Origin of the sequence: Flavobacterium sp. FlaQc-30, from assembly GCF_044005885.1 — a bacterium.
Lineage (GTDB): Bacteria > Bacteroidota > Bacteroidia > Flavobacteriales > Flavobacteriaceae > Flavobacterium.
This window is the reverse complement of record NZ_JBIPCO010000006.1, coordinates 303971-326240: the sequence shown is the minus strand read 5'-3', so window position 1 is coordinate 326240 and position 22270 is coordinate 303971. Positions and strand designations below refer to the sequence as shown.

Below are 22270 nucleotides of genomic sequence, written 5' to 3'. Positions count from 1 at the left end.
TCTTATAAGTAATTATAAGTCAAGAGTTTTATAATCTTTTTCCAATGCCGAGAAATCATATAAGCTGCCGTAGTAAAAATCTCAAACAAACATCTTTAAAATGGACTTATATGACTTATATGGTTTAAAATCAGATTTCGTTTTTTTATAAGAAATGATTGAAATTTATTTTGAATCCAACCGTTATCTTATTACTTTTACCAATCAAATCAATTTTATTATGTCACAAACCGTACTATCTCTTAAAGAAGTCACTATATATCAAGAAGGAAGAAAAATTTTATCTCACATTAATTTAGATGTTCAGCATGGTGAATTTATTTACATCATTGGTAAAACTGGTTCTGGAAAAAGTAGTTTCTTAAAAACTTTATATGCAGATTTACCGCTTACGGAAGGTGAAGGTCACATAGTTGATTTTGATTTGGCTACTTTAAAAGAAAATGATATTCCGTATTTAAGACGTAAAATTGGAATTGTTTTTCAAGATTTCAAATTGCTTCCAGACCGTTCTGTAAAAGACAATATGCTTTTTGTTTTAAGAGCAACTGGCTGGGTTGACAAAGAAGGAATGGAACGCAAAATTGATGAAGTTCTGGATAAAGTAGGCATGAAAGAATATCTTAACAAAATGCCTCATCAACTTTCTGGAGGAGAGCAGCAGCGTGTTGCGATCGCTAGAGCTTTACTTAACGATCCTGAATTTATTTTAGCTGATGAACCAACAGGAAATCTTGATCCTCAAACGAGTTCAGAAGTTTTAGAAGTACTAAAAACGATTAATGCCAATGGTAAAACTATTATCATGGCAACTCACGATTATGCATTATTGATGAAATTTCCATCTAAAACATTAAAATGTGAAGATGAAAGAATCTTCGAAGTAGTGCAAAGAAACGTGTAAATGCTTTCGATTTTAATTCCGGTTTACAATCAAAATGTTTTATCGCTCGTTAACGAACTCGTAAAGCAATGCAGTTTATGTGGAATTAATTTTGAAATAATTGCTCAAGATGACGCCTCAAATTCTTTATTAAACAAGGAAAATGAGTCTATAAATTCTTTGCAGAATTCCTCTTTTATTTCTTTAGAAAAAAACATTGGATTAAGTTCTAATCGAAATTTACTTGTTTCAAAAGCTAAATACGAGAATCTTCTTTTTATCGATGGAGATTCTCTTATTATCAATTCCCGTTTTATACAAAATTATCTAGATAATATTTCTTTTGACATCGTTTACGGCGGCAGAATTCATCCGCTGAAAGTCGAATTTAAAGAACAAAAATTAAGATGGAAATATGGACGATTGATTGAAGATAAAACGGTTTCTCAAAGAAATTCTTTTGTTTTCAAAACCTTGATGTTCAACAATACTTTGATCAAAAAAGGTTGTTTTAACACCATACAATTTGATGCTGATTTAACAAAATATGGGCACGAAGACACTCTTTTTGCTTTTCAAGTCAGTAAGTCAAACTTTAGTGTAAAACATATCGATAACGCTATTGAACATGGAGAAATTGACAGCAGCAATACTTACCTTTCTAAAGTAAAAAACAGTCTAGAAAACCTAATTATTCTAGATCAAAAAAAACAAATTGACGCTCGTTTTGTAAAAATATTGTACACGCATAATCTGCTCAAAAAATACAAATTGAAATTTGCTGTAGGATTGTTTTACAGCGTTTTTAATCGAATAATTTACAAACAATTAAACTCTAACAATCCTTCTTTAACGCTGTTGAATGTATTCAAAATAAGTTATATCTGCAGCTTAAAATAAAGTTACAACTACAAACTTTCCAGCAATTTTTTCCATTTTTCCATTACCGCATCGATCTCGTAAAGCTGCATCGATTCTTTTGCATTTGAACCTAGTTGTTTTCGTAAATTTTCATTCTCAATCAAAACTGAAATTTTCTCTGCAAACAATGCTATATTTCCGTCAGGAACCAAAAATCCATTTGTTTCATTATTAATAATAGATCTTGGACCCGCTGGACCATCGAAAGCGATACAAGGCAAACCAAAAGACATTGCTTCGACCAAAGTCATGGAAAAAGCTTCAAATCGAGAAGTTATGACGTAAATAGATGCTTCTCTATATATACGTTCAATATTTTTTTGAAAGGGGAAAAAATTAACTACAGAACTTAATCCTAAACGAACAACCTCTTTCTTCAACGAATCGATTTCATTGGTATAAATATCCAAAACCCAGTCAGAATGCTTTTCATTTACTTTTGCCCAAATGGGTAATAATTGGTCTAAACCTTTTTCGTATGAATTTCTGGCAATGGCGATTACTTTTTTGTTTTGTAAAGAAGCTGTTTCTTCCGTTTTAACCCAAGACGAATTTGGAATTACAACTGCATTTTTCACATTCCATTCGTTTAAATTCTCATTTGATAAAACAACAACCTGTGTAAACTTTTGTGCACCAAAATCTTTAAAATGATATTTTATTCTTGAAACTAACTTCGATAAAAAATTTGATTTCAGTTGTTTCTCTTCAATAAATTTAGAACTGTGACATTCTAGAATTATTGGACGTTTTGTACTAATTAAAAAAGGAAAAGCAAATGCTTTTAAACCGTTATCAGCGACTAAAATAACATCGGGATTTATTTTTTTTACTTTTTGATTGATTTGTTTTTGATAGAATTTTAAGAACCTAAAAGCATTTCTTTTTAATTCAATAGAATGAAATACAACTTTAGAATTGAAGTCATAAAAAGGCAATTCAGTGTTTTCGTTTTGAGATAAAATATGCACTTCATAATTAAAATGTTCGATAAAATAATTGGCTTTAATGGATAAAACTCTTGCAACGCCATCGGCATTTTTTATTGTGGGAACAATATAAAGCAGTCTCATTTTTTAGACTTCAAAAAAGTTTCATAATCCCTGATATAATCCATTTCCTCAAAAACATCCGAAGCTAAAACAAGACAAACTGAACCTGAAGAAAAATTTTCTAATTCACGCCAAATGCCATTTGGTAAATGCAATCCAACATTTGGTTTATTCAGCAAATAGCTTTTTTTCTCAATTCCATCATTTACAATCACTTCAAAACTGCCGCTCAAAGCAATTAAAACCTCGTGTTGGTCAATATGCGAATGTCCTCCGCGAAAAGCTGTGCTTGGAACATCAAAAAGATAATAAACCCGCTTGAATTCAAAAGGTAAAATTCCGTTTTGAATAAAAGCCAAATTCCCGCTTAAGTCTTCTACTACAGGAATTTTAACCAATGTTACATCTTGAATTGTGGTCATAATTTTAGTTCAAATTCATTAAATTCAACCATTGTTCACCTATTTTTTCTAATAAAAAAGGGCTGACGCTTTTAGTTGCATTTTGTTTACAACGCAGATATAAATTTTCATCTGAAACAAACAAATTGATGGCGCTGGTTAATTTTTCCCAATTTTGATTTTCTACTAAAATACCATTTTCAAAAGAAGAAATCATATTTCTGGGACCAAAATCACAATCGAACGAAACAACTGGAGTTCCGCACGCCAAAGCTTCTAAAATTACATTTGGGAAACCTTCATTTTTACTACTTAAAACCAAGAATTTTGCTTTGCTGAGATATTTAAATGGATTGTTCTGAAAACCTAAAAGATGAACAAATTCCTCAATATCATTCTCAAAAGCTGTTTTTCTAAGTTTTATACCATTTCCCTTTCCTACTATTATCAAATGAATTTGCTTTTGCGGTAAATCCGATTTTGCATAACTTGAAATTAATTTATCAAATTGTTTAATTTCATTTTCATATTGCCCAACTGCAACAATAAAATCAAATCTAATTTTGATATCCTCTTTTTGTTTTTCTAAAATTTCTTCTAAACAAACTGGATTATGAATCGTCACCACATTTTTTAATTGATGTTTGGTTTCAATCAACGTTTTCATTTCTTCAGTAATGGCAACATTCGCAAAACAATGATTGTACATTAATCGTGTCAGCCAAGAATTATTAGGCATATAATGATCGATTAAAAAGCTGTGAACTGTAAAAATAGTCTTTGTATTGTAAATAAATCGAGCCAAAATAAGCTCTTGAATAACCTTAGTCCGAAAGCGAAAATCAATAATAAAATCAAATTGATTCTGATTCAAATAATCTCGTAAAGCCTTTAATCTTCTAGCTTTATTAAAAAAACCATTGCTTTTATTTTTGAGTAAACCCAGGTTTACCAATTTCCCAGAATAGGGATAACTTACTTCGTCTAAAACAATAATTAAATCAACTTCAAAACCTTTACTTTCAAAAAAAACAGACAAATTTGCCATTACTTTTTCACTTCCGCCTCCGCTTAAGCGATAACCAATCAGCGCAATTTTCTTTTTTTTGTGAGACAATATCATTCGTGATTTCTTATTTTCGTATCAAATATAACTTTTTAAAACAACATGCCGGATAAATCATTAGTGACTATAATTTGCTTGTGTTATAACCACGAAAGGTTTATTGTCGAGAGCTTAATGTCGGCTGTTAATCAAGATTATCCATACGTTGAATTAATTATTGTTGATGATTTCAGCACCGATAATTCAAGAAAAGTCATTAAGAATTGGCTGACCAATTATCCTGATATTTTATTTATTGAAAATAAAACGAATCTAGGAAGTACCAAATCGTTTAATAAAGCGCTTCGACATGCACAAGGCAGTTTTATAATTGATTTAGCCTGCGACGATATTTTAGCACAAAATTGCGTTTCGCTGCAAATAGAAGCATTTCAAAAAAGTCAATACAAAAACCTTGGCGTTGTTTACGGTAATACGGAACTAATTACTGAAAATGGAGAATTTGACTCTTATTACTTTCCTGTTGATTCGGCAAAAAAAACAATCGAAACTAGAGCAACCGGCGATATTTATTTAAGTGTTATTTCTGGTGGTAATAGTATTTGCTCTGTTTCATCAATGGTCAAAAAATCTGTTTTTGATGATTTACAAGGTTATGACAAAAATCTAGCTTATGAAGATTTAGATCTTTGGATTCGTGCTTCTCGTAAATATGATTTTGATTTTATTGATGCCATTTTGATCCAAAAACGAATTGTCTCAACTTCTCAAGGAACTCATTTTTTTCTTAAAAACAACGAAAGATCTAGAAAAATAAATCATTCTACATATCTGATTATTCAGAAAGCAATTGCTTTAAACAGAACAAAAGAAGAACACAAAGCCATTTTAAAACGAATGCATTATGAAATGATTTTGGCGTTTAAAACTTCGAATTTTAAATTGTTGTTTCGATATATTTTATTGGAAATAAAACAGCGTATCCGAATTACAATAGAACGCTGATTTTACGGATTTACTTTGTAAAGACGCGGATAAAAACGGATTTTTTTAAATGCATTAATCAAAAAAAAATCGTTTTAATCCGCGTCTTCGTTTTAGCGAATTCGTGTCATCTGTGTCCATTTTTTTTAGATTGTCAAAAAATTATCTAATTGCTGTTTTTCTCCCTGCCAATCTCTTGATATATTAGTTCGGATTAATTTAGCCGGAACACCGCCAATTAAAATATTTTCGCCTAAAGCCGTATAGTCTTTTGTACATAAACTATTTGATGCAACAGTACAAAAATCAGGTGTTTGAGTTCCTTTAAGAATCGAAACTCTGTTGCTCATAAAATTATAATTTCCGATACGAATTGGAGCCGATTTTTTAAACTTCTCCCCTGTTTGAGTATCAATTAAATCATGAAAATTAGTATCAATAATCTGCGATTCAGAACCAAATCTGGCATAATCTCCTAAAACAACTTTTTCGGTACAAATTAGTTTTGAACTTGAAGCCATTGAAGCCATATTGCCAAGCTCACAAACGGCATTTTCACCAACAAATAGAAAGTAATCTTTTCCAAATTGAAACTTTCCTTTAAAGATTAAAGTTCCATAAACAGTAATTTCAGCAATTCCTTTGTGAACAGAATTCAATTCATAAGGCTGACCAAAACCTATCATCCCTTTTTGAATTTTTCCATCAAGCTGAATCTTGCCTTTTATCGAAGTAAACTTTACAGGTCCGTAAAAGAAAACAGGAAGTTTTTTTGCTGTTTTAAAAGGGAATTTCTTGAAATTAAAATACAGCGTTTTGATCCAGTTTACTTTGCAGTAAAACTTGGTTTTATTGTAAAAAGAATGGCATTTTTTATAACTGCTCTGAATCATTTCTGTCTTTTTTTCGCTTCACAAATGAAGTAAATATTTCGCTTAAATTTATCTTTTTATTGATTTGAAACCAACTAAACCAAAAGGAAAGCAAAATCATAATGGATAATAAAGTGTATTTTAAAACCTCTATTTCAATATATCTAACTAAAAATGCTGTAATGCATATTACAAAACAAACAAGGTAAACAGAGTAGAAATCTTTCTCAAAATAAAAATCATAACGCTTTTTAGTGATTATTTTTAATCCGATAAAATGGAATAAAAAATAAAAGCAGAAACTAAAACCAAGACCTTCTAAACCATAAAAATAATAGCCTGAAATATTCATCAATAACGACAGTACATTGAATCCAATAGCAGTTTTTACAAACATTTTCGAATCGCCTTTGGCAACTAAAATAAATCCCATTGCCCATGAAACAGCACGAAACAACATTCCTAAAATCCCAATACAAATCATAGGAATTACAGCTTCAAATTTTGTGGTATAAATAAGCTGCACAATTACCGAACTAAAACTCAAAAACAAAACAATAATTGGCGTTATCAATAGGATTGAAATAAAAGCTTGTTGCTGCACGCTTGTTCTAACTTTAGCATTATCCGTATTTATAGAAGCTAATTTTGGGAAATAATCGGTGCTCATCACTGTAAAAATAATTCCAACATAAGAATTCAATAATGTAAATCCCGCATTGTAAAAACCTACTTGTTCTAATCCACCCGTTTTACCAATATAAATCTGAACTAAATAGGTTGACAAAAATGTTAAAACACTGCTTATAGTCAGCATAAAACCAAGTTTTACAATCCCTTTTCCTTCGGCGATAACTGCAGTTTTAGGAATTCTTTCTTTCTCTGTATTTATTTTATTGGAATAATAAAAGGTAAAAATTAAAGCAAATAATGACGCAATGAAGATCGTAGGAACTATGGCATTAATTCTTAAAAAATAATACAACGGGATAGAAAATAGCAATCCAAATAAATTACCATATAGATTGGCTTTGGCTAAAAATCGGAATTGACGTAAGCCTTGCAAAACAGCCAATTGTCCTGAAGATAATTGTTTAAATAGAACGGTTACAGAAAGTAATGCAAACGAATAGGTTTGACTTGAATCGCCAAAAGTAATGACACTTAAGGCTTTTGAAAAAATTAAAGCGAGCAGCATTCCAGCGATTCCAGTTACAAAAACAATCTTTTTTACAATTTGAATTGTTCTTGAAACGGTATTTATATCATTATTTTTATAATTTTCGGAAATGCTTTTTACCGCGCTGGTTTCAATTCCTAAACCCGAAATACTATTTAAAACACTTAAAGTCGAGCTTAATAAAGCTACAATTCCCATTCCTGCGGGACCAATAAAAACAGCAATTAATTTGGTTCGAATTACAGAAATTAAAATCAAAAAAAACTGTACTCCTCCAAAAACCGAAGTCGTTTTTAAAATATCCTGATATGATTTTTTACTATCAGACACTTATTAATATTGATTAAGTATTTCAATAATAAAATCAACCTCTTCATCTGTTAAAACTGGACTTATTGGTAAACTCAAAACTTCGTTGTGAATTTTTTCTGTAATAGGAAAAGATAGATTATTCCATTCTAAAAATGCATTTTGCTTGTGCGGCGGCACTGGATAATGAATTACGGTTTGAATATTATTATCTGTTAAATAACGTTGTAAATCAGTTCTGTTTTCAGTTCTAACAACAAATAAATGAAACACGTGATTATTAGAATTATCCCAATAAGGCAATATGATTTTATTGTTTTTAATTTCAGTCAAATATCGTCTTGCAATTGCTCGTCGTTTATTATTATCCGCATCTAAATTGGGTAATTTTAGATTTAAAAATCCAGCCTGCAGTTCATCTAATCTAGAATTTACGCCGATATAATCGTTATAATATTTTTGCTGCGAACCATAATTTCGAAGTGCAAAAAGCACTTCTGCCAATTCTGAATCGTTTGTCGTAATCGCGCCGCCATCACCCAAACAACCAAGGTTTTTTCCCGGATAAAAGCTGTGGGCTGCGCTTGATTTTAGATTTTTGAGCGCTGATTTTTGATTGCCCATTTTATCTTCCTTTATGTTTGGAATTTGGAATTTGGAATTATTAGAATTTTCAACCGCTCCATGCGATTGTGCGGCATCTTCTATTACTAAAAGATTATTTTGAACAGCAATTTCATTTATTTTCTCCATTTCGGCCAATTGTCCGTAGAGATGAACAGCTAAAACGACTTTTGTTTTTGATGTAATTTTCTCCTGAATCAAATAAGGATTTAAATTGTAGGTTTCTAATTTTGGTTCGACTAAAACGGGAACTAAATCGGCCTGCAAAATGGCTAAAATACTGGCTATATAAGTGTTTGCGGGAACAATAACTTCATCGCCTTTTTGCAGGTTGCCAAGCTGTATATAACCTTTAAAGATTAAAACTAAAGCATCAAAACCATTCCCTACTCCAATACAGTATTTTGTTTGGCAATATTCGGCGAAAGCCTTTTCAAAAATTTCAACTTCTTTTCCTAAAATGTACCAGCCATTGTCTAAAACCAATTTCAGTTTTTCCTGAAAAGCAGTTTCATAAGGCTCGTTAATTTTTTTTAGATCTAGAAATGGTATCATATTTTGTATCAGCCACAGATTAAAAAGATTCACATTGATAATTCTAAAAATCTATTTGAATTAAATTGTGATCTCAAAAATAAGTATTTCGCTTATCAAAATACATATAGCGTCTAATAGAAATTATTTTATCTCGATTTTATAAAAATCCTGATTGTAAACCGTGCAGCCTAACTCTTCTTTTTGTTTAAGTAATCCAGCGTGGTAACCTGAATCATTGTCATCATTTACAATTCCCATATCAAAAAAGTGTTTTCCTTTTCGTTTGTATTTATGAATCAAATTGATGAATAAAAAGTCGAGTGCTCTTACTTCTTCTCCTTTTTTTGAGGTGGCACCGTATTGTGATTTTATAATGTTCTTGGTTTCAAAAATGGTAATTCCAGCAATAATTTCATCATTTTGGTATACCGAAAACTGCTTTATATTTTGAGGAAACCTGTTTCTTAACAAAGTAATTTCTTCTTTTGAATGAACTGGTTTTACATTAAACTTCTCTGATAATCTTGGTTCTAGAACTCCATTCCAAAAAGGTTGAAAATCTTCTTCTTCAATGATGTCTAAATCAAGATTTTCAATTCGTCTAAAATGCTTTAATTTGCTTTTAGAAATTTTTAAAGGCAGATTTAAATTTACGGCCAAATTCATTTCTTTCCGTTCTAAAACGGCACCTCTTTTAAACAAAAAGAAGTCTATTTCTTGATTTCCGCCTGAAAGATAAAAACTCGGAATTGGCTTGTAATAAAAGGTTTCAATGCTATTTTCATTCAAAAAAAACAAAACAGCATCTAAAATTGATACTGCTTTTTCTCCGTTTAATTTGGCTGAAAAAACCAAACCTCCGTATGTAAGTCCTTGGTGTGAATAAACGGAATTTGATCGTTTGTTTGCAGGCAGAATAGCTCGTAATTTGTTCTCTTCAAAAATTAAAAGAGAAAAATCTTCAAAACGATCTGCGTGATATTCCATAAAATCACGATGAAACAAAAACGTAGCATTTTTGGCCTGATCGACAAAATCATTCCAAATGTCATAATCGCTTTTCGTGTATTTTTTTACTATAAGATTTTTCATTTTTTCTTTTGCCGCGAATTTCACGAATATTCACTAATTATTTTTCAATTATACTCAATGGTACCAAAATTATAACTTTTTTATAAGCATACTGCTTATATTCCTAAAGTATAATTTGTGGAAATTAGTGTAATTCGTGGCAGAAATAAATCTTATTTATGATCAAATGCTTGTAAATGCCATTTGTATTTTACTGCAAGTAAACGTACGGAAATAATAACTACAGAAGTTACTAAATACAGCGCATCGTCTGCCAGATTCCATTTTCTTAAAACAAAAAACACAACTCCTCCAAAAATACAGATCGTTGCATAAATTTCTCTTCTAAAAACTGTTGGAATTTCATTGCATAAAATATCTCGAAGTACACCGCCAAAACAAGCTGTCATTGTACCAAGCGCTACGCAAATTACAGGATGCAGACCAACCATGATTCCTTTTTCAAGGCCTATCAAAGTAAAAACACCTAAACCAATTGTATCAAACAAAAACAGAGAGGTTCTAAGTTTATCAAACTTTTTTCTAAAAAGTATAGCTAGAAAAAAACCTAAAATAATCACATATACATATTGCAGATTGAGCATCCAGCCCACAGGAGTTCTGCCTATTAAAACATCGCGCAGGGTTCCGCCCCCAACGGCGGTTACAAAAGCAATAATAAAAACGCCAAACGGATCAAGCCTTTTATGCATTGCCGTTAAAGCGCCAGACATTGCAAATGCCATCGTACCGATAATATCTAATAAATGAAACATTCTTTTTTAAAGTTGCAAAGGTTTAAAGATGCAGAGATACAAAGATTAAACCATTTGCAACTCTATAATCTGCTATTTTTTTACGTAAATCGGACTTCTTTTTAGCAAATACTGCACAGAATCGATCCAGCTGTCTTTTACCGCCAAGAATGGTTTACGTGTTTGCGAATATATTTTTGATGCATTTTTATACATATCAAAATATACAGTGTAATAGTAATACTCTTGCGTATTGGCTGTTGTAGTCGAAATATCGCTGGTTTTTACTTTCTTGTTATTGTCACTTACTTTCGCATTTCCGCTATTATAAGTAGTTGCTGTTGTACCAGAACCAATAGTATATGACACCTTAGCCGCTACAATATTATCTACGCCTAGAATTTTTTCAAGATCTTCAATTGGTGTTTCATCAATGTTTTTATAATCAATACCAGCTTTACGAAGCAGACTGTTAGTCGTTCTCAAATCCTGAACGGTTAAAGGAAAAATATTTGATGATTTATCCAACAGTTTATTGTAAAGATCGTTTTGTGCAAATTTGGCCATATCTTCAGAACTTTCTTGTGTATCTGAATTTAAATAAGGAACTGGAAGTACGGCTATTGTATTTTGTTTCATTTCAGAAGAAACAACTGCTGTTGATCTTGCTGACGAAGAACTGCTTGCTGAAGAACTGCTTGCTGGAGTTACATCAAATGTTTGAGAACGCCCACTGGCAAAATCAATACGAGCAATTAGTCCCGTATCAAGCGAAATTTGCATTGTTTCTCCTGGCAGAGAGTATTCAACTGCTTTATCAGACATTTTACTAATTGTACATTCAATTACCTGATAGTCTCTTTTTATGATTTTATCTAATTTTTTTGTGTTCTGAGCAAAGGCTGAAATTGATACCAAAAACAGTATTGCAACAACATATAAGCTTTTAATTTTCATGATTTTATATTTAAATCTTCCTACTCTTTGGCTTTTCGGTTACGCCATTTTAAAGAAACTTAGTGCTAAGTTCTTTAACAAATTTAAGAAATCATCTAACCCGTTTTGAGCTTAAAAGCATTTTTTTTCTGCGATTTGCGAAGTATGTTAAAAAATTATGCTAAAAATTTGAAAACTATTATTTTTCTAAATAAACTCTGCAGTATCGCACGACTAATTACAAAAAAAGTAACATTACATGTTTTGAGTGTAAAAATTGTAATCTTTTAACACTATTCTAATGAAATCAACATTGTTTCCGGATTGATTCTTAATTCCTGTTACACTTTCAATCTTAGCGACTAATTTGTAAATCACTTCATGATCGTTTTTTGCCTCGGCTTTTTGATAGGTTTCTTTGATAATTCTCATATCATTATCTGACAATTTAATAACCAAAGGATAGGTTGGCACATAAGCTTCTCCAATTTCCTCAAGAATAGTGTGACTTATATTGATTTTGTTTTTTAGTGTAATTACTGCCGTTCCTGCAGCCATATCGCCTAAACGCTGTGCTTTTTTGCTCGAAACAACTGCAATTAAACCTACAAGTCCGTAAAATGATGAAAAATCAATTATTCTAAAAAACCATCTCATTAAATAATCACCAAATCCTGCTTGGTAACCATCTATTTTAACCACTTTTATTTTGACTAATTTTTTTCCGAAAGACTGACCTTCAAAAATACTTTCTAAAGTAATAGAGTAAATAATTAAAGGAAAATAAAGCATTAAAAATATGGCACCTCGAGACCAAGTATCTAATTTATCCATCAACGGACCAAGATCAAGCCAATAAAAAACAAGCAGCGAAACAACAATTATGTATGATAATTTAATGCCTAAATCTATAAAATAAGCACCCATTCGCTCGCCTACCGTGGCGGCGATAAAATTTATTCGAACATTTTGTGTCGTATTAATAGATAATTCTGACATATTTTATATTTTAGCCTTCAATGAGAGAAGTTGCATTTATAAAACAAAATAAAGAAAAATGGCTGGAATTTGAGCTAGCTATTTTCGGCAAAGCTAAGAAAAATCCTGACGAATTAGCTAATTTGTACGTTCAATTAATGAATGACTTGTCGTATGCGCAAACTTATTACCCTAAAAGTAAGACGGTTGTATACTTAAATCATCTTGCTTCGCAGATTTACCAAAAAATTTACAAAACGAAACGAACTGAAAAAAATAGAATCGTCGAATTTTTTAAAACCGAAGTTCCGCTGCTTTTATTTGAATACAAAAGATATTTGATGTACGCCTTTGTTTTATTTTTTGTGACTGTCGCAATTGGAGTAGTTTCTGCACGATATGATTCCAATTTTGTTCGTTTGATTTTGGGCGATGATTATGTAAATATGTCTCTGGATAACATCAAAAAAGGAAATCCAATGGCGGTTTACGGATCTGGATCAAACTGGGGAAGTTTTATCGGCATTACGATGAATAATCTTTATGTTGGTGCAAAATGTTATATGTTTGGAATTACAGGCGGTATTGGTACATTTTACATCTTTCTTCAAAATGCAATAATGCTGGGATCTTTTCAGTATTTTTTCTACGATCAAGGCGTATTCTGGAAAAGCGTCCGTGGTATTTGGATTCACGGTTCAATGGAAATTTTTGCAATAGTTATAGAATCGGCAGCAGGATTTATTTTGGGAGCTTCTATCCTATTTCCTAAAACTTTTTCGAGAATGAATTCGTTTAAAATTGGTTTCAAAAACAGCTTTAAAATATTCTTGAGCACTTTCCCTTTTACTATCGGTGCAGGTTTTTTAGAAGGTTTTATAACCCGATATTCTATTGATATGCCTAATTGGTTAAGCAGTTTTATCATCCTGTTTACGTTAGCAATAATTTCATTTTATTACCTGATTTATCCTTTTATAGTTCATAAAAAAGTACAAAAACTATCTGCCAAATCGAATTAATCTACACCAATAATGAATAAATTTTTATTTATTTTATCTTTTCTTTTTTTCTGCGGCATCTCGCATGCTCAGGATTCTTTGGTGACAGAAGAACCTCCAAAAATTAATTCAGTAAAATATACCGAAGCTGATATTCAAATTGATTCGAGTACTGTAGAAGCAAAAACATTTTCTAAAAATTTCAAAAAGAAATATACCGATCAAGATTTTATCTACGAGCAAAAAGCACCAGAAAAAAGCTATTGGGACCGTTTTAAAGATTGGCTTGCCAGTATTTTACGAAATATTTTCTCTTTCAGTACAACGGAAGCGTCATTAAAATTCACCGTTCTTTTTCTAAGAATCATTGCTATTCTGGTCATTGTTTTAGTGATTTATTTAATTGTAAAAGCCATTATCAATAAAGAAGGTCAATGGATTTTTGGCAAGAACTCACAGAAAAGAACAGTTCATTATTCTGATATTGAAAAAAATATTCATCTTCTTGATTTTGAAAAACTGATAAAAGAAAGTCTTGCTTCGGGAGAAAAACGCACCGCTGTTCGATACTATTATCTTTGGCTTTTAAAAACGATGGCAGAGCATAATTATATTGAATGGGATATTGAAAAAACCAATTCAGATTATTTATACGAACTTCAAAAACCAGCTCACAAAGAAGAGTTTACCTATTTATCTTATCTCTATAATTATATTTGGTACGGCGAATTTGAAATTAACGATACAACCTTCAACAAGGCTGAAAATCGATTTAAGAATGCTTTAAAAACCTTTAGCTGATGAGTAAAAATATCAAAATTTACATTGGAATTCTGGTTTTTATCTTGATCTTAATTTTAGTTTCAGATTACAATAAACCAAAACCTGTTGATTGGAGACCAACCTATTCTGTCAATGACAAAATCCCTTTTGGGTTGTATGTTTTTGACAAAGAAATTGGTGGTATTCTTAAAAATCAAAAAATTGAAAAAATTGCTAATGTCACGCCGTATGAATTTTTAGATTCAAAATACGATGAAGATACTTTGGTGCAAACTTATACTGCAAAAGGAACTTTTCTAAATATTTCGGCACAAAACACTATTGATGATCAATCGATTAAAGAAATCATGTATTTTGTCTCGCATGGAAACAATGCTTTTTTAAGCATGACCAATTTTCCAAAACCTTTATTAGACAGTCTTAAAATAGATTATAATTCTGGTTTTCTTCAAACTGAAAATAATTCTGTTTGGATGGCAAATAAAAAACTGAGTTCAAAAATCTATAAATCATCAGGCAATATTGTTGATTATTTTACTAAAATTGACACTTTAAACACTACTGTTTTAGGTTATCAAGGAAACCCAAAAGAGAAAAAAAACATCAACTTTATAAAAGTTGCTTACAAAAGCGGTTATTTCTATCTGCACATGAATCCCGTGGCTTTTACCAATTATAATTTGCTAAAAGAAGATCGATATCGATATACTGAAAATGTATTATCATATATTCCAAAAGGCAATATTTACTGGTATACCAAAGGACAAAACAATGAAAATATTTCAGAATCACCGCTTCGTTATATTCTAAGTCAGCCCGCATTAAAATGGGCTTGGTATTTATTTTTAATCGGAATGCTGATTTTTATGATATTCAATGCAAAACGAAAACAGCGTATTGTTCCTATTTTGCAGCCATTAGCAAATTCAACTATTGATTTTACTAAAACAATAGGCAATTTGTACTATCAAGAAGGAGATCACACCAATATTATTGATAAAAAAATCATTTATTTCTTAGAAAAAATTAGAACTGAATATTTAATCGATACCACAAAGCTTGATGATGATTTTGTAAAAAAACTGCATCATAAAACGGGAAAGAACGAAACGGACATTCAAGAACTTATATTTTTAATCAACGAACATCGAAATGGTTATCATGCCAGTATTGAACAAGATTTAATTAGAATTAATACTGCAATTGAAAAGATTTTAAACTAATATTTTATACCAATTAAATAAAAAACATACACAATCATGGACGATATTAATACTCAAGAAACTGAAATCACCAATGAAAATGTGAATTTTGAAGCCAGAATAAATCTAGCTCCGCTTTTAGAACACGTAAATGCGATTAAAAAAGAACTAGAAACTGTAATTGTTGGCCAGCATAAAATGGTCGATCAGCTTCTAGTTGCCATTTTATCAAACGGTCACGTTTTATTAGAAGGTGTTCCTGGAGTTGCGAAAACAATTACCGCGAAACTACTTTCAAAAACATTAAACATTGGCTTTAGCCGAATTCAGTTTACGCCGGATTTAATGCCTTCGGATATTCTGGGAACTTCAATTTTTAATTTGAAAAGCTCAGAATTTGAATTTAAAAAAGGCCCGATTTTTTCTAATTTAATTTTGATTGACGAGATTAATCGTGCCCCAGCAAAAACGCAAGCCGCTCTTTTTGAAGTTATGGAAGAACGCCAGATTACAATTGATGGTTCAGCCTATCAATTAGAAACTCCGTTTTTAGTAATTGCAACCCAAAATCCAATTGAGCAAGAAGGAACATACCGTTTACCTGAAGCACAATTAGACCGTTTCTTGTTTAAAATCACGATTGATTATCCAAAATTAAACGAAGAAATTTTAATTATCCAGAGAGAACATTTATTGCAGGATCATGGCAAATTAGAAGCTATTAAAACTATTCTTTCATCATCTGAAATAAATAATTATCAAGCTTTAGTAAAACAGATTAGAGTAGAACAAAACTTATTAGAATACATTGCCAGAATCGTAGTTAACACTCGCGAAAATGCCTTTTTGTATTTAGGAGCTTCACCTCGTGCGTCTATTGCGATTTTGAATGCTTCGAAAGGATTTGCTGCTATTCGAGGACGTGATTTTGTTACGCCCGAAGATATTAAAGAAGCCGCAATTCCTGTTTTACAGCATCGTGTAATTGTATCTCCAGAACGTGAAATGGAAGGAATTACAAGCTCTGAAATTATCAAACAAATTATCGAAACAGTCGAGATTCCGAGATAAAATGTTAATGGTGAATTGTAAATTTCAATTCTGTCCTGCCGAGAGAAGTCGAAGCAAACTTGAAACCTGAAACTTTAAACCTGAAACTAAAAAAACAGTGAATTTTATAAAAAGTCTATACCTGAATAATTTCTTTTTCTATGTGCTTTTGGGCATTATAGGATTGTTTGTCTGTGCTTTTATTTTTCCAAATTTATACAATGCTGTATGGTTTGTATTTTTGATTCTATTCACTTTCTTAGCCCTTGATATTCTAATATTATATCTCACAAAAACTGGAATTGAAGCAGAAAGAATTACACCAGAAAAGCTTTCAAATGGAGATTTAAATCCTATCAATATTCAAATAAAAAACTATTATACCTTTCTTATTTTAGTTAAGATAATTGATGAAATTCCATTTCAATTTCAAGTGCGCGATTTTAAAATCGTAAAAAAAATCAAAGCTTCAGATCAAAAAGAAATTGGCTATGATTTACGCCCAACAGAACGCGGTGAATATTATTTCGGCTATTTGAATATTTATGTTTCATCTCCTTTACGATTAATTTCCCGCCGATTTTCGTTTGCCAAAGATCAAATGGTTCCAACATATCCATCGTATATTCAATTGAGAAAATACGATTTGTTGGCGTTCTCCAATAATTTATACCAATACGGAATCAAAAAAATACGCCGAATTGGTCACACAATGGAGTTTGAGCAAATTAAAGAATATGTTCAAGGCGACGATCTTAGAACCATAAACTGGAAAGCCACTGCAAAGAAAAATACTTTGATGGTGAACCAATTTCAAGACGAAAAATCACAATCAGTTTACATGGCAATTGATAAAGGGCGCGTGATGCAAATACCTTTTAATGGATTAAGTTTATTAGATTATGCGATAAATTCGACTTTAGTTTTATCCAATGTAATTCTGAAAAAACAAGATAAAGCTGGTCTTTTCGCTTTCTCTAAAAAAGTAGAAAACAGAGTTTTTGCTGAAAGAAGAGGCTCTCAAATGCAAAAGATACTCGAAACTTTATACAACATTAAAACTGATTTTTTTGAAAGTGATTACAGCAGATTGTATGTCGATATTAAGAAAAATATCAACCAAAGAAGCTTAATTATCCTGTACACCAATTTTGAAACTATGGATGGTTTAAATCGCCAATTACCTTATTTAAAAGGAATTGCAAAAAGTCATTTATTGGTAGTTGTCTTTTTTCAGAATACAGAATTAAACGATATCATCAACAAAAAAACGGACACTATTCAAGAAGTTTACGATAAAGTTATTGCCGAAAAATTCATGTTCGAAAAACGCCTTATTGCAAACGAATTAAAGAAATACGGAATCCATTCCGTTTTAACACAGCCTGAGAATCTGACTTTAGACGCCATTAATAAATATTTAGAAATTAAGGCGCGAGGAATTTTGTAGTAAATGATCAGGTAAATTGATTCAATAAATAGGCAGATGGAAAAAAAATACATTCCTTTTTTATCATTTTTATTACTTTTCCTTGTTGCAACTCCATTTGAATCAGGGCTCACAATTCAAAACCCAGGATGGAACACTGTTATTCCGTCAACATCTTATTTAGAAATAATTGTATGGAGCATACTTTTAGTAATCCTTATAACTTATTGGATAATACTTCGAAAAGGAAAAATAATTTCTTCTAAAATTTTTGCAGTACATTTTATCCTTTGCCTTCCTTTTGTATTTTATGCAAGATTTAATATGTTTATCCGCATGACAACTGCCGAAAATTCAAAAGCTATTCTTGAATTCATCACATTACTTGACATTGTAGCTTATGCTTCGCTTTTTCTTTTTTTATTAAGTCAAATAATCTTTATTGTTTACATTATAAAAAACAAAAGATAATACAAATGTTTATTTTTAAAATCGTGAATATTTCGACCTTTACAATTCAAAAAAACTATACTATGAAAAAACTATTTTTAACCGCATTTGTTTTAATAAGCCTTTTAAGCAGCGCACAAAAAACAGAAAACATTATTGTAATCACCACAGACGGCTTTAGATGGCAGGAAGTTTTTAAAGGACTAGATCCTGCAATTGCCAATGATAAAAAATTCAATCAAGGTGACAGCACTTATATTTATAAAAACTACGCTGGTACTGATTATGCTTCATCTCGTAAAAAAATAATGCCTTTTTTCTGGTCAGAAATTGTTTCAAAAGGACAAATTTATGGCAATCGTGATCTTGGCAACAAAGTCGATGTTGCAAATCCGTATTGGTTTAGTTATCCTGGATACAGCGAAATCATGACTGGAAATGTAGATCTTAAGGTAAATTCAAACAGTTATAAAGCCAATCCGAATGTAAATATTTTAGAGTATTTAAATCAGCAGCCAAAAATAAAAGGCAAAACTGCAGCTTTTGGAGCTTGGGATGCTTTTGATAGAATTTTAAACGAAGAACGAAGCGGTTTTCCAGTTATTTCAGCTTTTGATAATGTTGGAGGAAGTAAACCAACGGCAACTCAAAAATTATTGAACGATATGCGTAATAACTCGTACAAACCTTTTAATGAAGGTGAATGTCTTGATGTTTTTACACATTATCAAGCGATGAACGAGCTAAAAACCAACAAACCAAAAGTTCTTTATGTTGCTTATGGTGAAACAGATGAATGGGCACATCACGGACAATACAAATCGTATCTTGACGCTGCCAATCAGGTTGATAAATGGATTAAAGAAATCTGGGATTTTGTACAAAATGATCCACAATACAAAAATAAAACAACCATTTTTATAACAGTCGATCACGGACGAGGCGACAAAATAAAAACACAATGGACGGATCATGGTTCTGATATTGCCGGTGCATCACAAATTTGGTTTGCTGCAATGGGCCCAGAAATTGCTCCAAAAGGTGAAATCAAAACAGAATCTCAAATTTATCAAAAACAGTTTGCGCAAACTATTGCTAAAATTATGGGCTACACTTTTAGCGCAGATCATCCTGTAGATACTGAGGTTAAAGAAGTTTTTAAGAAATAATCTAGTTTTTTAGCCGCAAATTTCACGAATTTTCACGAATTAAATTTTTACTTGTCACTGGTAAAAAATTTGTGTAAATTCATGAAATTCGTGGCTATTCTTTTTTTTATCTCACTACTTTGCAACTTTTAACCTTTGCAACTTTTAAAAAAAACTCTGTACCTTTGAACCTTTGCAACTTTGAGCCTTTAAAAAAATGAAACAAATTACTTCAGTACAAAATCCGTTTATAAAATCGCTTGTTTTATTACAAGAAAAAGCAAAAGCCCGAAAGCAAACCGGAACATTTTTGATTGAAGGACAACGCGAAATTTCACTTGCTATAAAAGGCGGTTTTGAAATCGAAACGGTTTTATTTTTACCTGAATTAGTTACAGAAAATCAAATCCATGAACTAGTTTCTAAATCAGTTCAATTGATCGAAATCAATAAAGAAGTTTACCAAAAACTAGCGTATCGAGATACAACTGAAGGTATTTTGGCAGTAGCCAAAACCAAATCTTTAAAACTGTCTGATTTAAAATTATCAGACAACCCTTTAATTTTAGTAGCCGAATCTCCAGAAAAACCAGGAAACATTGGCGCACTATTACGTACCGCAGATGCAGCAAACTTAGACGCCGTATTAATTGCAAATCCAAAAAGCGATTTGTACAATCCAAATATAGTACGTTCCAGCGTTGGCTGTTTGTTTACCAATCAAATTGCAACAGGAACCACAGAAGAAATCATTACTTTTTTGAAAGAAAAAAAGATCGATTTTTACTGCGCTACATTACAAAATTCAACTTCTTATCATACCCAAAATTTCACAACTCCAACCGCTTTAGTTGTTGGTACAGAAGCCACGGGATTAACGCAGGACTGGCGTGATGCAGCAACACAAAATATCATTATCCCGATGCAAGGCGAAATAGACAGTATGAATGTTTCTGTCGCTGCCGCGATTTTAATTTTTGAAGCCAAACGCCAAAGAGGATTTAACTAAAAAAAACTTTCTATCATGAATTACAAATTATCACTTTTAGCATTATTATTTAGCTTTTCTGTTTCAGCACAAATAACCAATCAAGAAGTAGATGACTTGGTAAATCGTACCATAAAAACTTTTGATGTTCCGGGAATTGCAGTTGCAATTGTAAAAGACGGAAAAGTAGTTTTATCCAAAGGATATGGCGTAAAATCAGTTCTAACACAACAAAAAGTAGATGCAAATACGTTGTTTGGAATTGCTTCAAACAGTAAAGCTTTTACATCTGCGGCATTAGCAATGCTGGTTGACGAAGGTAAAATAAAATGGGATGATAAAGTAATCTCCTATCTTCCAGATTTTAAAATGTATGATGATTTTGTAACTCGTGAATTTACAATCCGTGATTTATTAACTCACAGAAGCGGACTTGGTCTTGGCGCAGGCGATTTGATGATTTGGCCTGACGGAAGCGATTTTAAAGCTCAAGATATTATTCATAATTTACGTTATTTAAAACCCGTTTCGAGTTTTAGAACAAAGTACGATTACGACAATTTAATGTATATAATTGCGGGCGAAATTGTACACGTGGTAAGCAAACAAACTTGGGCTGATTTTGTTGAAGAACGAATCATGAAACCATTAGAAATGAACAATAGTGTGGCATCGGTAAAACGCTTAAAAGATACCACAAACGTAATTACGCCACACGTACCGATTGATGGAAAATTGAAAACGATAAAACGTTACGAAAATCAGCTTTTCGATGGTGCTGCGGGAATTTATTCTAGTGTAAACGACATGAGTAAATGGGCAATTCTGCAAATCAATAACGGAAAATACGGCGACAATAAACAGTTATTTTCTGAAAAAGAACATGACGAAATGTGGCAGTTGCAAACTATAATCCCTACCAAAACGAGACCTCCTTACAACACTCATTTTAACGGATATGGTTTAGGCTGGTTTTTAAGCGATGTAAAAGGATACAAACAAGTTTCACACACAGGCGGATTAGAAGGTAATGTTACACAAACTACTTTAATTCCAGAATTAGGATTAGGAATTATTGTTTTAACCAATCAACAGTCTGGAGCAGCATTCAGCGCCATTACAAATACAATTAAAGACAGTTATTTAGGCATAAAATCTGATGATTATGTTACGGTTTACAGCAACCGAATGAAAGCCAGTGAAGAATCTGCAGATAAAGTTACGGACGAAGTTTGGGCTGTTGTGGCAAAAAATAAAAAAGACAAACTAAAGGTTGATTTTTCAAAAATCATTGGTACTTACAAAGACAACTGGTTTGGCGAAATAACGATTACAGAGAAAAAAGGAAAGTTGTATTTTGCTTCAAAACGTTCGCCGCAGCTTGCTGGTGAAGTCTTTTTCTATAAAGATGGTAATTATGTTGTAAAATGGAATAATGCCTTTTTTCATGCAGATGCTCATTTGCTTTTTAAATACGATGAAAGTGGAAATGTGGTTAATTTAAAAATGCTTCCAATTTCTGATCTGACTGATTTTAGTTATGATTTTCAAGATTTAGATTTTTCTAAAAAGTAGTTTCAAGTTTCAGGTTTCAGGTTTCTCATTGAAAACTTAAGGTATAAACAATCAGCAAAAACTTGAAACTTTAAA

Annotated in this window: 22 protein-coding genes; 12 read left to right on the top strand and 10 right to left on the bottom strand. The window is 31.6% G+C overall.

The features are described 5' to 3' along the window. The first annotated feature begins 220 nt into the window (after positions 1–220). Both ACHRV0_RS15375 and ACHRV0_RS15370 read left to right on the top strand, forming a co-directional pair. A complete protein-coding gene (locus tag ACHRV0_RS15375) occupies positions 221–904 on the top strand; it encodes a cell division ATP-binding protein FtsE (protein WP_089059079.1) in 684 nt (227 codons plus the stop codon). Then, on the top strand, positions 905–1783 hold the full coding sequence (locus ACHRV0_RS15370; protein WP_395441473.1) for a glycosyltransferase family 2 protein: 879 nt from the start codon (positions 905–907) through the stop codon (positions 1781–1783). 8 nt (positions 1784–1791) lie between these two features. Here ACHRV0_RS15370 and ACHRV0_RS15365 read toward each other — a convergent pair whose 3' ends face one another. The 3 genes from ACHRV0_RS15365 to ACHRV0_RS15355 are packed head-to-tail and all read right to left on the bottom strand — an operon-like array spanning position 1792 to position 4380. Beyond that, a complete protein-coding gene (locus ACHRV0_RS15365; RefSeq protein WP_395441472.1) occupies positions 1792–2877 on the bottom strand; it encodes a glycosyltransferase family 4 protein in 1086 nt (361 codons plus the stop codon). Then, positions 2874–3278: a sugar 3,4-ketoisomerase gene (locus ACHRV0_RS15360; protein WP_395441471.1), complete on the bottom strand. Its 405-nt coding sequence runs from the start codon at positions 3276–3278 to the stop codon at positions 2874–2876. The genes ACHRV0_RS15365 and ACHRV0_RS15360 overlap by 4 nt, the downstream gene beginning before the upstream one ends. Before the next feature lie 4 nt (positions 3279–3282). Next, complete coding sequence (locus tag ACHRV0_RS15355; protein WP_395441470.1) at positions 3283–4380, bottom strand: glycosyltransferase; 1098 nt, start codon at positions 4378–4380, stop codon at positions 3283–3285. A gap of 45 nt (positions 4381–4425) precedes the next feature. Between ACHRV0_RS15355 and ACHRV0_RS15350 the strand changes: the two genes are divergently transcribed. Further along, on the top strand, positions 4426–5328 hold the full coding sequence (locus ACHRV0_RS15350) for a glycosyltransferase family 2 protein (RefSeq protein WP_395441469.1): 903 nt from the start codon (positions 4426–4428) through the stop codon (positions 5326–5328). A 125-nt stretch (positions 5329–5453) separates the two neighbouring features. Here ACHRV0_RS15350 and ACHRV0_RS15345 read toward each other — a convergent pair whose 3' ends face one another. The 7 genes from ACHRV0_RS15345 to ACHRV0_RS15315 all read right to left on the bottom strand — a co-directional run bounded on the left by ACHRV0_RS15345 (position 5454) and on the right by ACHRV0_RS15315 (position 12590). Beyond that, positions 5454–6200, bottom strand: a complete 747-nt coding sequence (locus tag ACHRV0_RS15345) for an acyltransferase (RefSeq protein ID WP_395441468.1) — start codon at positions 6198–6200, stop codon at positions 5454–5456. After that, positions 6181–7689: an O-antigen translocase gene (locus tag ACHRV0_RS15340; RefSeq protein WP_395441467.1), complete on the bottom strand. Its 1509-nt coding sequence runs from the start codon at positions 7687–7689 to the stop codon at positions 6181–6183. The genes ACHRV0_RS15345 and ACHRV0_RS15340 overlap by 20 nt, the downstream gene beginning before the upstream one ends. A gap of 3 nt (positions 7690–7692) precedes the next feature. Continuing rightward, positions 7693–8847 (bottom strand): DegT/DnrJ/EryC1/StrS family aminotransferase, encoded by a 1155-nt coding sequence (locus ACHRV0_RS15335; protein ID WP_395441466.1) that lies wholly within the window; start codon positions 8845–8847, stop codon positions 7693–7695. Between the two features lie 123 nt (positions 8848–8970). Next, entirely contained in the window at positions 8971–9921 is a 951-nt protein-coding gene (locus ACHRV0_RS15330) for a FemAB family protein (RefSeq protein ID WP_395441465.1), read from the bottom strand. A gap of 152 nt (positions 9922–10073) precedes the next feature. Next, positions 10074–10676: a trimeric intracellular cation channel family protein gene (locus ACHRV0_RS15325; RefSeq protein ID WP_089055448.1), complete on the bottom strand. Its 603-nt coding sequence runs from the start codon at positions 10674–10676 to the stop codon at positions 10074–10076. A 72-nt stretch (positions 10677–10748) separates the two neighbouring features. After that, positions 10749–11612, bottom strand: a complete 864-nt coding sequence (locus ACHRV0_RS15320) for a hypothetical protein (protein ID WP_395441464.1) — start codon at positions 11610–11612, stop codon at positions 10749–10751. Positions 11613–11846: 234 nt separating this feature from the next. Further along, positions 11847–12590: an RDD family protein gene (locus ACHRV0_RS15315; RefSeq protein WP_129024245.1), complete on the bottom strand. Its 744-nt coding sequence runs from the start codon at positions 12588–12590 to the stop codon at positions 11847–11849. 20 nt (positions 12591–12610) lie between these two features. Here ACHRV0_RS15315 and ACHRV0_RS15310 point away from each other — a divergent pair, with 20 nt between their 5' ends. The 9 genes from ACHRV0_RS15310 (at position 12611) to ACHRV0_RS15270 (ending at position 22195) form a co-directional block, all read left to right on the top strand. Then, complete coding sequence (locus ACHRV0_RS15310) at positions 12611–13591, top strand: stage II sporulation protein M (protein ID WP_395441463.1); 981 nt, start codon at positions 12611–12613, stop codon at positions 13589–13591. A gap of 12 nt (positions 13592–13603) precedes the next feature. After that, entirely contained in the window at positions 13604–14371 is a 768-nt protein-coding gene (locus tag ACHRV0_RS15305; protein WP_129024247.1) for a DUF4129 domain-containing protein, read from the top strand. Beyond that, entirely contained in the window at positions 14371–15576 is a 1206-nt protein-coding gene (locus ACHRV0_RS15300; protein WP_395441462.1) for a DUF4350 domain-containing protein, read from the top strand. The genes ACHRV0_RS15305 and ACHRV0_RS15300 overlap by 1 nt, the downstream gene beginning before the upstream one ends. Positions 15577–15612: 36 nt before the next feature. Then, positions 15613–16626: an AAA family ATPase gene (locus ACHRV0_RS15295; protein ID WP_395441461.1), complete on the top strand. Its 1014-nt coding sequence runs from the start codon at positions 15613–15615 to the stop codon at positions 16624–16626. Positions 16627–16723: 97 nt separating this feature from the next. Continuing rightward, complete coding sequence (locus ACHRV0_RS15290) at positions 16724–18055, top strand: DUF58 domain-containing protein (RefSeq protein ID WP_395441460.1); 1332 nt, start codon at positions 16724–16726, stop codon at positions 18053–18055. A 36-nt stretch (positions 18056–18091) separates the two neighbouring features. Further along, complete coding sequence (locus tag ACHRV0_RS15285; RefSeq protein WP_395441459.1) at positions 18092–18505, top strand: hypothetical protein; 414 nt, start codon at positions 18092–18094, stop codon at positions 18503–18505. Positions 18506–18567: 62 nt separating this feature from the next. After that, entirely contained in the window at positions 18568–19653 is a 1086-nt protein-coding gene (locus ACHRV0_RS15280) for a phosphoglyceromutase (RefSeq protein ID WP_395441458.1), read from the top strand. 196 nt (positions 19654–19849) lie between these two features. Further along, positions 19850–20641, top strand: a complete 792-nt coding sequence (locus ACHRV0_RS15275; protein ID WP_129024252.1) for an RNA methyltransferase — start codon at positions 19850–19852, stop codon at positions 20639–20641. Between the two features lie 15 nt (positions 20642–20656). Continuing rightward, positions 20657–22195, top strand: coding sequence for a serine hydrolase (locus tag ACHRV0_RS15270; protein WP_395441457.1), 1539 nt, complete (start codon positions 20657–20659; stop codon positions 22193–22195). Positions 22196–22270 lie beyond the last annotated feature (75 nt).

Bases quoted from the DNA above. Each gene is read 5' to 3' on its own strand.
- ACHRV0_RS15375 (WP_089059079.1), top strand. From the start codon at position 221: ATGTCACAAACCGTACTATCTCTTAAAGAAGTCACTATATATCAAGAA.
- ACHRV0_RS15370 (WP_395441473.1), top strand. From the start codon at position 905: ATGCTTTCGATTTTAATTCCGGTTTACAATCAAAATGTTTTATCGCTC.
- ACHRV0_RS15365 (WP_395441472.1), bottom strand. From the start codon at position 2,877: ATGAGACTGCTTTATATTGTTCCCACAATAAAAAATGCCGATGGCGTT.
- ACHRV0_RS15360 (WP_395441471.1), bottom strand. From the start codon at position 3,278: ATGACCACAATTCAAGATGTAACATTGGTTAAAATTCCTGTAGTAGAA.
- ACHRV0_RS15355 (WP_395441470.1), bottom strand. From the start codon at position 4,380: ATGATATTGTCTCACAAAAAAAAGAAAATTGCGCTGATTGGTTATCGC.
- ACHRV0_RS15350 (WP_395441469.1), top strand. From the start codon at position 4,426: ATGCCGGATAAATCATTAGTGACTATAATTTGCTTGTGTTATAACCAC.
- ACHRV0_RS15345 (WP_395441468.1), bottom strand. From the start codon at position 6,200: ATGATTCAGAGCAGTTATAAAAAATGCCATTCTTTTTACAATAAAACC.
- ACHRV0_RS15335 (WP_395441466.1), bottom strand. From the start codon at position 8,847: ATGATACCATTTCTAGATCTAAAAAAAATTAACGAGCCTTATGAAACT.
- ACHRV0_RS15330 (WP_395441465.1), bottom strand. From the start codon at position 9,921: ATGAAAAATCTTATAGTAAAAAAATACACGAAAAGCGATTATGACATT.
- ACHRV0_RS15325 (WP_089055448.1), bottom strand. From the start codon at position 10,676: ATGTTTCATTTATTAGATATTATCGGTACGATGGCATTTGCAATGTCT.
- ACHRV0_RS15320 (WP_395441464.1), bottom strand. From the start codon at position 11,612: ATGAAAATTAAAAGCTTATATGTTGTTGCAATACTGTTTTTGGTATCA.
- ACHRV0_RS15315 (WP_129024245.1), bottom strand. From the start codon at position 12,590: ATGTCAGAATTATCTATTAATACGACACAAAATGTTCGAATAAATTTT.
- ACHRV0_RS15310 (WP_395441463.1), top strand. From the start codon at position 12,611: ATGAGAGAAGTTGCATTTATAAAACAAAATAAAGAAAAATGGCTGGAA.
- ACHRV0_RS15305 (WP_129024247.1), top strand. From the start codon at position 13,604: ATGAATAAATTTTTATTTATTTTATCTTTTCTTTTTTTCTGCGGCATC.
- ACHRV0_RS15300 (WP_395441462.1), top strand. From the start codon at position 14,371: ATGAGTAAAAATATCAAAATTTACATTGGAATTCTGGTTTTTATCTTG.
- ACHRV0_RS15295 (WP_395441461.1), top strand. From the start codon at position 15,613: ATGGACGATATTAATACTCAAGAAACTGAAATCACCAATGAAAATGTG.
- ACHRV0_RS15285 (WP_395441459.1), top strand. From the start codon at position 18,092: ATGGAAAAAAAATACATTCCTTTTTTATCATTTTTATTACTTTTCCTT.
- ACHRV0_RS15280 (WP_395441458.1), top strand. From the start codon at position 18,568: ATGAAAAAACTATTTTTAACCGCATTTGTTTTAATAAGCCTTTTAAGC.
- ACHRV0_RS15275 (WP_129024252.1), top strand. From the start codon at position 19,850: ATGAAACAAATTACTTCAGTACAAAATCCGTTTATAAAATCGCTTGTT.
- ACHRV0_RS15270 (WP_395441457.1), top strand. From the start codon at position 20,657: ATGAATTACAAATTATCACTTTTAGCATTATTATTTAGCTTTTCTGTT.